Annotated in this window: 13 protein-coding genes and 2 pseudogenes; 4 read left to right on the top strand and 11 right to left on the bottom strand. The window is 39.4% G+C overall.

Annotated elements, in window-relative coordinates:
- Positions 1-50: 50 nt before the first annotated feature.
- The 3 genes from KAI36_RS12835 to KAI36_RS12825 all read right to left on the bottom strand — a co-directional run bounded on the left by KAI36_RS12835 (position 51) and on the right by KAI36_RS12825 (position 2,528).
- On the bottom strand, positions 51-1,061 hold the full coding sequence (locus tag KAI36_RS12835) for a Gfo/Idh/MocA family protein (protein WP_346730207.1): 1,011 nt from the start codon (positions 1,059-1,061) through the stop codon (positions 51-53).
- A 179-nt stretch (positions 1,062-1,240) separates the two neighbouring features.
- Entirely contained in the window at positions 1,241-1,474 is a 234-nt protein-coding gene (locus KAI36_RS12830) for a dehydrogenase (RefSeq protein WP_258382296.1), read from the bottom strand.
- A gap of 505 nt (positions 1,475-1,979) precedes the next feature.
- Positions 1,980-2,528, bottom strand: coding sequence for a tyrosine-type recombinase/integrase (locus tag KAI36_RS12825; protein ID WP_258382295.1), 549 nt, complete (start codon positions 2,526-2,528; stop codon positions 1,980-1,982).
- A 13-nt stretch (positions 2,529-2,541) separates the two neighbouring features.
- On the opposite strand from KAI36_RS12825, the pseudogene KAI36_RS12820 reads away from it, so the two are divergent.
- Positions 2,542-2,868: pseudogene (locus KAI36_RS12820) on the top strand (Tn3 family transposase); the annotation flags it as partial.
- Positions 2,869-3,157: 289 nt separating this feature from the next.
- Here KAI36_RS12820 and KAI36_RS12815 read toward each other — a convergent pair.
- Positions 3,158-4,279 (bottom strand): NADH-dependent flavin oxidoreductase, encoded by a 1,122-nt coding sequence (locus KAI36_RS12815; protein ID WP_220027949.1) that lies wholly within the window; start codon positions 4,277-4,279, stop codon positions 3,158-3,160.
- Positions 4,280-4,448: 169 nt separating this feature from the next.
- Here KAI36_RS12815 and KAI36_RS12810 point away from each other — a divergent pair, with 169 nt between their 5' ends.
- Positions 4,449-4,877, top strand: coding sequence for a MerR family transcriptional regulator (locus tag KAI36_RS12810; RefSeq protein WP_061828399.1), 429 nt, complete (start codon positions 4,449-4,451; stop codon positions 4,875-4,877).
- 361 nt (positions 4,878-5,238) lie between these two features.
- On the opposite strand, the gene KAI36_RS12805 is transcribed toward KAI36_RS12810, so the two are convergent.
- The 5 genes and pseudogenes from KAI36_RS12805 to KAI36_RS12785 form a co-directional block, all read right to left on the bottom strand.
- The gene (locus tag KAI36_RS12805) at positions 5,239-5,664 is read right to left on the bottom strand and encodes a MarR family winged helix-turn-helix transcriptional regulator (RefSeq protein ID WP_220027948.1); all 426 of its coding nucleotides are present in this window, start codon (positions 5,662-5,664) and stop codon (positions 5,239-5,241) included.
- 176 nt (positions 5,665-5,840) lie between these two features.
- A complete protein-coding gene (locus KAI36_RS12800; protein ID WP_258382294.1) occupies positions 5,841-6,194 on the bottom strand; it encodes a nitroreductase family protein in 354 nt (117 codons plus the stop codon).
- Between the two features lie 35 nt (positions 6,195-6,229).
- Positions 6,230-6,544, bottom strand: coding sequence for a hypothetical protein (locus KAI36_RS12795; protein WP_220027947.1), 315 nt, complete (start codon positions 6,542-6,544; stop codon positions 6,230-6,232).
- A gap of 829 nt (positions 6,545-7,373) precedes the next feature.
- Positions 7,374-8,453 (bottom strand): annotated as a pseudogene (xerS, locus tag KAI36_RS12790) (tyrosine recombinase XerS).
- A 348-nt stretch (positions 8,454-8,801) separates the two neighbouring features.
- Positions 8,802-9,005, bottom strand: a complete 204-nt coding sequence (locus tag KAI36_RS12785; protein ID WP_220027946.1) for a hypothetical protein — start codon at positions 9,003-9,005, stop codon at positions 8,802-8,804.
- A 162-nt stretch (positions 9,006-9,167) separates the two neighbouring features.
- On the opposite strand from KAI36_RS12785, the gene KAI36_RS12780 reads away from it, so the two are divergent.
- Complete coding sequence (locus tag KAI36_RS12780) at positions 9,168-9,440, top strand: hypothetical protein (protein WP_220027945.1); 273 nt, start codon at positions 9,168-9,170, stop codon at positions 9,438-9,440.
- A 238-nt stretch (positions 9,441-9,678) separates the two neighbouring features.
- The gene (locus KAI36_RS12775) at positions 9,679-10,230 is read left to right on the top strand and encodes a GNAT family acetyltransferase (RefSeq protein WP_025722167.1); all 552 of its coding nucleotides are present in this window, start codon (positions 9,679-9,681) and stop codon (positions 10,228-10,230) included.
- A 597-nt stretch (positions 10,231-10,827) separates the two neighbouring features.
- On the opposite strand, the gene KAI36_RS12770 is transcribed toward KAI36_RS12775, so the two are convergent.
- Together KAI36_RS12770 and KAI36_RS12765 are read right to left on the bottom strand one after the other, a co-directional pair.
- Entirely contained in the window at positions 10,828-11,220 is a 393-nt protein-coding gene (locus KAI36_RS12770; RefSeq protein WP_025722166.1) for a tautomerase family protein, read from the bottom strand.
- A gap of 35 nt (positions 11,221-11,255) precedes the next feature.
- Entirely contained in the window at positions 11,256-12,347 is a 1,092-nt protein-coding gene (locus KAI36_RS12765; RefSeq protein ID WP_220027944.1) for an NAD(P)H-dependent flavin oxidoreductase, read from the bottom strand.
- Positions 12,348-12,364: the final 17 nt, after the last annotated feature.

The following is a 12,364-nucleotide window of genomic DNA, read 5'->3' as shown; positions in this document are numbered from 1 at the left end:
ATTCAAAAATTCACTAGCAATAGGATCTATAAATACTGACGTACACCGGTTTATGCTGCTTTTACGACGGTATCAAGTAACTGATGAAGTTTGACCGCATCCGCAAAACTAGGTGTTAAGGAGGTTCCTTCTAGGATATCTTGGGAAAACTTACGGTAAGCCTGAGCCATATTCAGAACAAATCCTGAGTCATCTTTTAGGGAATCTGGCACACAGTAATAGGAATCGGGAATTGTTAGTTCACGAAGCTCTTTGTCAGTAGGTCCTGCACCGCGTAATTGGTGTGACCCGAATTGAATTGAAGCAGGCGCACTCAGCACGATCGTGCCCTTGTCTCCGAAAATTTCAAGCGTAAGTCCTGTCTGATGTTTGACTCCACCTTGAATATGAACGCTGGCTGCTGCACCGTTAGTCAATTTTCCTGTAATCAGAATTTGATCATCCGTCGTCTTTTTAATGATTTTGTGGATATCCAACAATTCGACTTCAGGGAACTGTTGTGCTGTGACGGCAGAAAGTGCTGTAAAGTCCCCAAGCATGTAGGTAAATGCATCCAGATTGTGTCCACCTACAATGGTGAGCAAGTTCCCTCCGACCTTCCGGTCAAACAAGTACGCAGTGGACTTGTCACCCACACCACCCATTCCATCAATAAATATCTTTAGATTAGCAGATAATACTTTTCCAACATAACCCTCTGCCATTAAATCTTTCACATATTGAATTGCCGGGGCTTGTCTGGCCTGTAATCCAATTGCATTTGGCAACTGGCCGGAAGCTGCCCATTCCTGCATTTCGAGCGCTTCAGCAGTATTTGATCCCAGTGGCCATTCGCAATATATCGGTTTTCCAGCAGGAGCAATGGCTTTAATGGCATTATAATGTTCCTTGACGTTAATACTGACGACTACCATGTCCACATCAGGATGTTGGGCCAAATCCTCCATGTTATCAAAGCCGTGATCTGCGTTAAAAGCTTCTGCGCTCTTCTTCGCACTCTCTATATTGCTTGTCCCAACTGCCGTAAGCTCAAACTCATTCAAGTGTTCAATGGCTGGAATATGTGTACCGCTCGCCCATCGTTATTAATTGAAGCACCTATTATTCCTGTACGAATTTTTTTACTCAATGTAAAACATCTCCATTATTTTGAATTTTGTTAACTTATCCATGACCCGGATCTTTCAACAAATCAATCACTCAAGAAAAATCTCTATGTTCTTCCGTACAGGTAATCTCATTAATTCAATAACTGCTTGATACCCTTGGGAAAGGTCTCTTCTGCCTGTGTTCTACGTACGTATAGGTCGTACCATGCCTCAGCCACTTGATCTGGATCAAAACTTGTATCTTTCTTGATAAGTGGACTGATGGAAAGATGCCCAACAAATACGCCGTGAGGTAGTAACCACTCATGCAAATTAAGGATATAGTTCCGCAACCCGGACATGGCTATACCTGAATTTCCAAACATGGAACTTGGAATCATGGCGGATAGTTCACTTGTAAAAAGAAGCGTGCCTTGACCACGCGCAATGATTTCCGGAATAACTTGTCTAGCAGTATTAATGGCTCCAATGACTACATTGTTGAAAATCTGATGTGCGCTTTCATCTGTCTAAGACAGGCGTCACTGGCATATTTCCATTAAAGGAGCTAAATTCCACCTACCTGATCGATTGTGCCAAATGTATCTCTAATTTGTTGAAATGCTGCGGTTAGTTACATCTTATTGGTAATATCCGCAGCGAATCCCTTGGCTTCAATCCCCATCTCATTCAACTATTCTGCGTATTGATTTAAGCTTATCTTGTGTTCTAGATATCAAATCTATGCGAAAACTATGTTTTCCAAATGTTTTGGCCAATGAGAAACCCAGACCGGGCCCAGCGCCGATAATAGCAATTGTTTTCAAAAGGTAACCTTTCTTCTTGGGGTAGTACCAGCGTAGCTGTCACCAAGGGCAAAGTAGATGTAAATTAAATGGGGAATTTATTTATAACCTCGTTATATTCTTGCTGGGCATCTGTGATTGCAAGCTTCGAATAGATTTCCAATGACTTCCGGCTTTCATGACCGGAATACGGCTGTATGAGTGCGTCATCGATGCGCTGCTTTTTGAGCCAGGTCAACAGAAAATGACGCAGCTTGTGTGGCGACAGGTTTTGAGCAAGTTCAGCTTCCTCCGAATATTTGGCCAAAATCTTTCGTATTCCCCGATCCGTGTACTTTTTCTTCCACGATAATTCAAATAAATAGACCGCATGTTTTTTCTTCATCGCGTCAGCGTGCATGGCCAGCAGTTCTTTAAATGACTGAGGGAATGGAACGATGCGATCCTTGCTGCCCTTTCCATTATTAATGCGAACTTGGCAGTAATAAAAATCAATATCCGTCAGCCGAATATTGATTAGTTCGCTAACGCGGATACCGGTAGACATGAGTGTCTTGACAATCAACATGTCCTGGAAATTTTTCGACTTCCAGACTACTTCGTAATAACGCTTAAGTTCTTCCTCTGTTGGCACGTATGGTAGCTTCCGTCGATTACAGTGGATTGGTGACAACATCGATGCGCTTGATGGAGTAAACGTTGAAAAAGGTAGACTACATGTTAATCGGCTTGAAAAAGATGCTCCAGAAGAGGCGAAACAATATAGCGCTGCTCTCTACGGCATGTTGCCACGGGTAAAGCTAACAGACCTACTTTTAGAAGTAGCAAGTTGGACTGGGTTTGACGAGCAATTCATTCATGCTTCAACCAATCGTCAACCTAAATCCGAAGAAAAACCGATTGTTCTGGCATCGCTCATGGCTATGGGTACCAATATAGGCTTAACAAAAATGGCTGATGCAACGCCTAGTATCTTAGAATCATTACGTCCGCTGAACCAAGGATAGCATAAAAGCCGGTTACACCCTTAACGTGTGAAAACCGGCTATTTTTGTACTCAGAATTCCTTAGCGTTGTAAATCTGCGTTTTGCTGGCGGTACCCCTTCAAGATCGAAACATTCGCAGTATGTGTGTCCGCAACAGTAAGAATTGCCCTACCGAACTACGGATGGACGGAGCACTTAAGAATTAGCAAAAGAAACCCGAAGTCTCATAAAAGACGTGGGTTTCTCGTCAATCTGAGTAGCCTTTAGGACTACTTTTTATTTCCCAATATTAAACCAACCGGGCATTGCTTGAATTACATTCCAGAGTTTTTCTGGAATATTAAGCTGGTCGAGTTTTGAAACGTTCAACTCAGAATCTACCTCGGCTTCTCGTCCATTTGCGACCATTTCAACCCAAGTAGGATTCATAATTAACGCATGCCCAATGGCAACTAGCGGCAATCCTAATTCCACAGCTTTAAGAGCATCATCCGGTGTTATTATGGAACCAGCAGCCATCACAGGTACCTTACCGTTTGCTCTTTCAAGAATTAATTCAAGCCGTGTTTTTTCACCTTGACTATCTACCGGCTTTGAAGACACATTATCTAATGAAGCATGTATATAATCCAAATTCTGTTCAACAAGAATATCGATTAATTCATACGTGTCTTTCATACGTAATCCGTCCACTTTGGAGGATTCTTCAGGTGAAAATCGGTATCCTAAAATGAATGGTTTTGTAGCATGTTTTTCAATGACATTTTTGATTTCGTTAATAATCGCCAATGGAAAACGCAAGCGATTTTCAAGTGATCCTCCCCATTGGTCCGTCCGTTGATTCGTTGCTGGCGACCAGAAGTTTTGAATTAAAAATCCATGTGCCCCATGAATTTCGACGCCATCAAATCCGGCTTCTATCGCTCGTCTTGTTGTGTCTCCAAAAGCACGTACAATCGACAAAATCTCCTCATGTGATAGTTCTCTTGTTTCTGGAGTTGAACCTAAATTAGTAATTTCGGGTTGCAATGCACTCGCACTAACTGCATCCAATTCGGGCAAAGCTTTATTGCCAGCATGAAAAATCTGTAGGATCGCAGGAGAGCCTCCACTTTTCGCTGCCTCAGCTAATTTTCGTAAACTTGGAGTAAATTCATCATTGTACCCGGCGAATTCATTCGTAAAACCCTGTCCATTCGGTGTAACATGAGTACACCCTGTAATGACGAGTCCTACTCCATTCACTCTTTGTTTGTAATACTTTACTTCGTCATCCGAAATGGTAAGATCGTCATTGCTTGACCAGGTTGTCATAGGTGCCATAACAATTCTATTCTTCATTGTTATCCCACTTCTGAATGTGAAGGATTCAAATAACCTACTATATTTTTGATTCATTTCTTTAACCTCGCTATCATATTTTATTTTCTGTTTCAGTGTAATTGGTTACCGTTACAGTAGGTCAAGGATTTATTTTTATATGATTACATATAGAATTGTTGTGCTTTCATTCTCTTTATGATATATATTTAGTTACAGTAACTGTAACTAAAGGTGGGACAAGTAGATGTTGTATTCAATGACATACGTAGTGGAGAATTTAAATGTATCTGCAAAGACACTTAGGTTTTATGAAGAGCAGGGGATATTACCAAATATATCTCGTGACGAAAAAGGCCGTAGAGTTTATAACCAACAACAAATAGATTGGATTTCTTTTATTCGTTGTCTCAAAGAGACAGGAATGCCTCTTTCAAAAATCAAGGATTACAAGGAACTTTATGAATTGGGAAATAGCACCTTTTTGCAAAGAGAGGAGATGTTGATACAGCATAAATTGGAACTTCAGAAGAAAATTGACGAAAGTTTTAAACACATGGAAGAAATAAACTATAAAATTGCCATGTATGAACTTCAGAAAGAAGAGGTTATGAAAAACCCTAACTATAACTTTAAATGTCACGGTCACGGCCTGGAGATTAAGACGGTGAATTAATGTAATGTACTTGCGCTAACGGGAAACGATAGTTCAATCTCCAAATAAGACTAGGCTGCCGATCAATGTCGGCAGCCAAGCTCTGTCTTTGCACATTAACATAAACAACCCAACAAGATAAATGTAGGTTTATTCCATACGTTTGAGACGCTGGTATTTCTCCAATCATAGCGAAATTCCCAGAACTTATATTTAACATATTTATCCATCTACTTTGTCCCTGGTGACAGCGACGCTGGTACTCCCCCTTCTTCGGATGATTACACATAGGGATGCAGCCAATAATAATGCACCATTTCTCGTTGTGTTATTAAATCAGCAAATGTTTAGCTTGCTAAATATATTAAAGAAGATGGAGAACTCATGATAGATTATTCTCGATTTGTTGCATTAATTGTCTTAATATCAGCCGATCTTCCGTAGAAATGGATTGAAGTAGTTTTTCCTGCTGCTGTCTCCATTTGATCTCAACCGGTGTCTCTAATTCTTTGCCTTTGTCCGTTAGGAAAATGCGCATTATCCTTGCATCTTGTTCATCACGTTTACGATATATAAATCCGTTCTGCTCCAATGATTTAACCATGTTCGTTACCGTAGGCGGTTCGCATTTTAAGTGTTCACATAGTTGCATTTGTGTTACCCCATCACCCAACCACAGACGATACAGCAAATTATCTTGCCCTACATAAAGGTTAAGTTCCCTGAGAGATTCACTATAATTTCGACGCATTTGGGAGGAGATTCGATCTAACGACTGACGAATATCACAATCCACTTGATCTGTCATTAATTCATCATCCCTCGACTCGAATGTTATTTAGCGGGCTAACTATATCACGACGAATTTGATGTGTCAAATTAATTTATGATGAACTTCCTTCTGGTCAAAAAAGTTTCTTCCCTGCTTCATTTTTTGGCATATCCCTGTTTGTGGAGATAGTCCATCATTTGTGGCTGAATACTTCATTGCAGATGATCATGGATGTGGTCACTCCATCCTTTTACTTTTTTCGCTGAGAGAGGGGCCTTTACAGGTCGATTTTCATAATACTTCAACATGGTCTTATCATAAGTTGCTAATTTCAGTTTATCGAGTGTTTGATACTGGTTTTCATGTAAAACCATGGATTTAGGCAACCTTGGCTTGAGTTCAGGTTTATTTCCAGATGGACTACCAATACATAGTCCCACCAAAGGAATCACATACTTCGGTAAATTCAAAATTTCAGATAATTCATTAATGTTACTTCTCACACCACCAATAAAAACGCCACCAAGTCCAATAGATTCTGCTGCGGTTAAAGCATTTTGCGCCATAAGCCTGGCATCAAATGAACCGATTAAAAGAAATTCTATGTAGCTTTTTGACTTGAACGTTTGTCATCAGGGTCTATTTGAGAGGAATACTTTATGAATATAAACTTTTCCTCATTTGCTGATTTAATCCACATATCAAAAACTGTTTCTACAACTTTACCAGTCACAGAAACTGTGATCTTATGTGGCCTCTCACAGTAATCCAAGACAGAAAGGTCAGTTTCAGTTAATACCCAATGATCATATTGAAGAGAGTTATAAAGTCTGACCTCCCTACTAAGCCTTTTATTAAAAACATAAAATCTTTTTCTCCCCATCTCATTCTCTATCTTTCGGACTGGTGAGTACATAATATGCATTTCCTCCAATATTTTGTATAAGTTTGACTAAGTTCTATATATTCGATCTTTGATTAAACACTCCTTTGTAGAAAAAACACCTTTTCTGTCGAATTCTAAAAGAGTATCGAACGGATTTTTTCATGTGAACGCTTGTTGGAAAAGCGTTATTCATTTTCTAAAGTTTGCTTCTGAACAGATAAGCATAGCTGTATCAGTAATGCTATTGCATAAGACTTTTACTTCTCCAGTCAAGTAGGCAACTTTGTGTCACGAAATAATGACACAAAGTTGCCTACTAAAAACAGAAAAACCCTTATAAAATAAGGGTTTCTTTGGTTGGTAACTTTGTGTCGATGTACATGTCCAGTGACACAAAGCAAATTGATAATTTCAAACAAGAACGCTCCTCCGTTTTTTACTGGTTCATGGATAAATATATCTACTTTCATGTATAAACCTCGAAATTTCCCCCATTTTATATAGATTAATATGTGAATTGTAGGGAGATGATTTTCCTCTAAAATCACTTAAGTAACATGAATTTCAAGAAATGAAAAAGCCGCCAACTTGGCGACTTGATCTTTAAATACAGTCAGTGAATCTAAATAGTTTGATTTTTGCGCTGTTTTAAGTACTTCTGCATGGCCTCATCACGTTTTTTTGACTTTTCCTTATTTTGTGGAGGAACGACCAAAATGTCCAGTGACACAAAGATTAGCCCTTCTAACATTTATAGAAGGCACAAATAAGCCATGTTTAAGAAAGTTGTGTCACCGTATCCTTCAACGGGTCAAACTTTGTGTCACTCATTACCTAAAGGGCTAAACTTTGTGTCATTTTAATATTCAAACTTATCCATATTATTAACTGCAGTTCTCATTTCTTCATCAGACAAATGTGTATAGATCATGGTTGTTTGTATAGACGAATGCCCTAACTGATTCTTCAACCTAGGTACGTTATTGTTCTCCAGGTGATAACGAGTTGCGAATGAATGCCTCAAAGAATGCACTGTCACTGCAGGTTTGCCAAATGCCTTTGCATATTTCTCAACAAGCTTTTCAATGGACCTAGGTGTTAGACGTCTTACTTACTCCTTTTCGACCAATTGGCGCAGCTATAAAAAGATAGTTTTCTGATTTTTCAGTCATATATCTAATGGCCCTGATTTTCAAGTAATCCTGCATATCAAATAAAGCTTGCTGACTAAAATATACGTATTGTTCTTTATTTCCCTTACGTAGAACGCGTACGAGGGCTTTATTCATATCAATATCATCGAGATTAATACCCGCTACTTCTGACAAGCGAAGTCCAGATCCAAGTATCAGGGATACTATGGCTGTATCTCGTTCACGATTAAACTCATGGAAATGGATTAATCTTTTATTTGCTCTATTGACCTCACCGAAATCATGGGCCACAAACTGACGAAATTTCTCGAAATCGTCTTCCCGAAGTATTTTTCCTTCTATACGATTGGCAACTGTTTCTTGAGTCTCCTTACTGGTATTAAACTCAATCTTAGCCATCACATTCCGCTGAATATATGGTTTGAGGTCCTGAGTCTCAGCCTTGTTTTGCAAGTAATTAAAAAGGGATTTTAATGCCGATAGCTTCCGGTTAATTGTAAGTTTTGTATTTCCCAAATGATATTCCAAAAAGGATAAAAAATTCTCTACTTCACGAACAGTTAGCGCTTCTAAAACTGAAAGTTCAATTTCCTTACGACAGTCAGCTGCAAATTTCTCGGAAACGAGCCAGTCAAAAAAATGATGAAATCATGGCAGTAGTTCAGTAAGGTTGTGTGTGACAGCTTACGTTTACGAGTATCTATGTATTCAGTAACATACCAGGGTAGCTCTTCACATTTTTCATCAATACGTTTTATGTAATGAAGTCGCATGTCTTTATTCATCTGATGACCAACCTCCTTATTATCAAAATAGTGTATAAATAATTATTCGTAAAATTATTATTTTACGTAATTATATATGGATGGCTAAATCATTTGTCTCTTGTCATCCCCACTTGTCGATGACAAGAATATTATCTCATTCCCCACATTTAACTATAATCGATGAATATTATTCCAGTCAAAAATAAAAAATCGCCTACTAAAGGCGATTTTAAAATGCTTGTTTTTATGTCCTTAACTTTGCTACAACGTAAGATTGAATTCTTTTATTTTCATCACTTGGATTTTCGCAAATTTTCATGGTCACACTTATTGGTTTAAAACTTTTCATCTTAAATAACGATTTCTTCATAGTTGAACCTGATACAAACCAACACGATCATCTGTATCCCAAATTGTTTTAAGCTTTACCATAGCAACATCAATCAATTCTTCTGTAGCTATTGCAGATAAAATGCCATTTTTTTCTATTTCAGCATGCATAGTTGAATCTAAATCTATAATTTCCCTCTTCTGATTTTCATGGTGGCGCAGGTCATTAGCTCGGGACAAGAACTTGCATCGTTAAAACAAAAAAAGCCGCGATTTCAGCGACTTATCTGTATAGAAATCCTGATTAAGATTATCTTTGTCAATCCTGAATCCGAATATCGGGAACTGTGTATGAACCTCAATGGGGACTGGATCAATGCGGGGGGCGACTTCAATGGCAGAATGAACCCCATAGAGATTCGCCCCACTGTACGCGATGAAGATGGCGAAGAACACCCGCTTTACAAGGATGAAGGTCATGGGATGTCGGATATGGCGTTGCATCTAAAAAATTTTGAAATTTTCTTTAATCTCTACCTGCCTGCACTGAACATGATACAAAAAGCGGTTCTGAAAAAATGCCTCCCTTTCCTGTTTCAATTGACACAAGCGGACATTACGAATATTGCAATTACAGAAGATATCGATCCGTTACGGGAAGAAATCCGGGGGTGATAAAATATATTTTATAATGTCCAAAACACTCATATAACTTTAGTAAAAATTACGTCTGCCTTGATTTCAAGGTTCCGGGAAGCGGATAGCAATCGACTGGAATGAATGAAATAACTGCAAACCAAATGTGTAGGCGCTGTACCCATAAACAATTCAATAATTGTCATTTAAAATGGTTTCAATTATGATGTATGCTGAGGTATAAGTTTTTTAGCTCATTTCATATAGGAGGATAACAATGATTTATAGAAATGCTACTGTTGATGATATATCTGCTATAGTGAAATTACAAAAAAAATATCACATTACAACCATTAGTGAAAAAGACAAACCCGATGGCTTCGTTACAACCTTATTTACAGAAGAACAGTTTAAGGAATTAATTGAAAAGGAAAATGGAATTACAATTGCATGTCATGGCAAGAAGATTGTTGCTTATGTAATGGCTGCCTCGTGGAAGTATTGGGCTAAGTGGCCTCTTTTTCAATATATGACTGACGATTTGAAAGATACAGAATATAAGGGAATTACGCTTTCTACAGAAAACACTTATCAGTATGGGCCAATTTGCATTGATATGGATTACAGGGGTACGGAAGTACTCCGAAAGGTTTTTGATTTTTCCAGAATGCAAATGAGTAAAAAATATCCGATATTGATAACTTTTATAAACCACATCAATCACAGATCATACGCTGCCCATACCAAAAAGCTTGGTCTTGACGTGATTAAAAGCTTTGATTTCAACAATAATACTTACTATGAATTGGGTTGTTACACATCAGAATGATTGGATAAACATATTGTTTGCTTGCCCTGCCCGTTAAACCATTGGCGGTGCACCGTTAGCTCTACTGAATAACACGATAGATTTCCAATTTGCAGTTATAAATGAAAATTGAGCACAAAGGGATTTGCCATATGCAAAAGAACACCTCCGATGGTTAGAGACCAGCTAATTCAGATCTCTACTATCGGAAGAATTATGATTATAGCCTTTTGTCCCCAAAATTCAAGATAGTTTTGCCTATACTCGGTCAATGAGGAAGAGATGCTGTATTGTAAGCCGCAACAAGATACCTTATTTTTAGGCTCAATTGGTAACTATGCTTATCTTACTCAGAATGAACGTCTTTTTCGCGTTCTCCATCTAGCCGTAGAAGGTTCTGAAGAGATTCTGATGATATCCGGCATCTGTAAGAATCGAAACTCAAATTTAGATGCTACCCTTTGTATGTAATTGTAATTTTTGAACATCCATAAGCCTATTTTATCATCTCAATACCAAGACTCATGGAAATCGCCCTTCAACTAGCCTACCAGGCCAATTTAAGGGCGATTAATATTGGTTATATTACCGATTGAGATCGAAACGGCTAGCGTTGAATCAGCTTAACTTACCGGTCAAAAATTGTGCCTCCCCCAGTCCAAAACTCCAATCATCATCATTATTTTCAACAATAGATACCATTAAATCGGTTGGTGCGATGCCGCATTCAGCTTCTAACCTTTCAGCCAGTAAGGAATAGAGCTTTTGTTTCTTCTCTTTTGGCCGGGCTTTGCTTATTATGGAGAGAATAACTAGACTATCGGTACGGTTAAATCCTAGCCCAGTATCCTCAATAATCATATGGTCCGCCGGGTGTTCGTGAACGATTTGATAACGATCTCGCTCAGGAACGTCAAAAGCTTCCACAACAACTTGGTGGGCAACATCCAAAAGTTTTTTCAGGCCTGCTTTATCTCGTCCTTTAATAAGATCAAAACGAAGTAATGGCATTTTAACTTCCTCCTTTTAATAAAAATTATTTTTTCCTATTTATTATCAACCATTCTAATAAAAGAAAATTTCCGGACAAGAACACTGGCTTGATCAATGGTTTGTTTTACAATTGAAGCGGCAGGTTGGTCGCCTGCTAACCGAAGACCCTGGCCCGCCCAAAGTGACATATACTCGGGTTTGTTCGCTTTTGCAGCCGCCTGACGAATGTCCCGGGTCATCGCGTTTTGAATGGGGTAAGCCGGAATTGTTCCTGGGTACTGATGCATGTCAATCATAAATTTTGTTTGAATGCCTCTTGAAGCTTTTCCGGAGTATGCACGTGTAATTTCAGTGGAGTCCTCATTTGTCGAGAGGATTTTCTGTTTGTACGTTTCGTGGGCGCCGCTCTCGGGGCAGGCTAGAAACGCAGTGCCCATCTGTACTGCAGCGGCTCCTAATGCAAGGCTTGCTGCAAGTCCCCGCCCATCCATGATTCCCCCCGCTGCGATGACCGGGATCGACACATGGTCAACGATCTGCGGAACAATAGCCATGGTTCCTATCAAAGCATGGGAAGGATCTTTCATGAAGGTCCCCCTATGCCCTCCTGCTTCGCTCCCCTGAGCCACAATTGCATCTGCACCAGCTGCTTCCAATTGCTTGGCTTCATCAACAGTTGTTGCAGTTCCAATGATGAATATTCCATGCTGTTTCATGGTTTGGATCACGTCTTGAGATGGTATGCCAAAAGTGAAACTAAATACGGGAACACGCTCCTCCAACAGTACCTGTACCTGCTCCTCAAATGATTCTGAAAACTTCATAATTGCTGGATTTTGAGCAGTGCCAAGTTTGATGCGGTATTTATTCAGATAATCTGTCATCCGGTAAATGGCTTCTTCCGACTCTTCTGATTGCTCAGGCACAAACAAGTTTACTCCGAAAGGCTGGTCCGTTCGTTGCTTGATCTTTTGGATCTCGCTACGGAGTTGCTCCGGCGTTAAGTATCCGCCCCCCAGGTTACCTAGCCCACCGGCATTTGAAACTGCCGCTACTAATTCGGGTGTCGAAACGCCACCAGCCATCGGCGCTTGAAAAATCGGGTATCGAATTTTAAAAGCACGCGTCAAATCAGTCTCAAACACCTTTAAAAACCTCCTTT

Origin of the sequence: Paenibacillus sp. S02 (genome assembly GCF_019454065.1) — a bacterium.
In the GTDB taxonomy this organism is placed as follows: Bacteria; Bacillota; Bacilli; order Paenibacillales; family Paenibacillaceae; genus Paenibacillus; species Paenibacillus polymyxa_B.
This window is presented reverse-complemented; position numbering and strand designations above follow the sequence as displayed.

Bases quoted from the DNA above. Each gene is read 5' to 3' on its own strand.
- KAI36_RS12830 (WP_258382296.1), bottom strand. From the start codon at position 1,474: ATGTTTGGAAATTCAGGTATAGCCATGTCCGGGTTGCGGAACTATATC.
- KAI36_RS12815 (WP_220027949.1), bottom strand. From the start codon at position 4,279: ATGAATCAAAAATATAGTAGGTTATTTGAATCCTTCACATTCAGAAGT.
- KAI36_RS12810 (WP_061828399.1), top strand. From the start codon at position 4,449: ATGTTGTATTCAATGACATACGTAGTGGAGAATTTAAATGTATCTGCA.
- KAI36_RS12805 (WP_220027948.1), bottom strand. From the start codon at position 5,664: ATGACAGATCAAGTGGATTGTGATATTCGTCAGTCGTTAGATCGAATC.
- KAI36_RS12800 (WP_258382294.1), bottom strand. From the start codon at position 6,194: ATGGCGCAAAATGCTTTAACCGCAGCAGAATCTATTGGACTTGGTGGC.
- KAI36_RS12795 (WP_220027947.1), bottom strand. From the start codon at position 6,544: ATGTACTCACCAGTCCGAAAGATAGAGAATGAGATGGGGAGAAAAAGA.
- KAI36_RS12780 (WP_220027945.1), top strand. From the start codon at position 9,168: ATGAACCCCATAGAGATTCGCCCCACTGTACGCGATGAAGATGGCGAA.
- KAI36_RS12775 (WP_025722167.1), top strand. From the start codon at position 9,679: ATGATTTATAGAAATGCTACTGTTGATGATATATCTGCTATAGTGAAA.
- KAI36_RS12770 (WP_025722166.1), bottom strand. From the start codon at position 11,220: ATGCCATTACTTCGTTTTGATCTTATTAAAGGACGAGATAAAGCAGGC.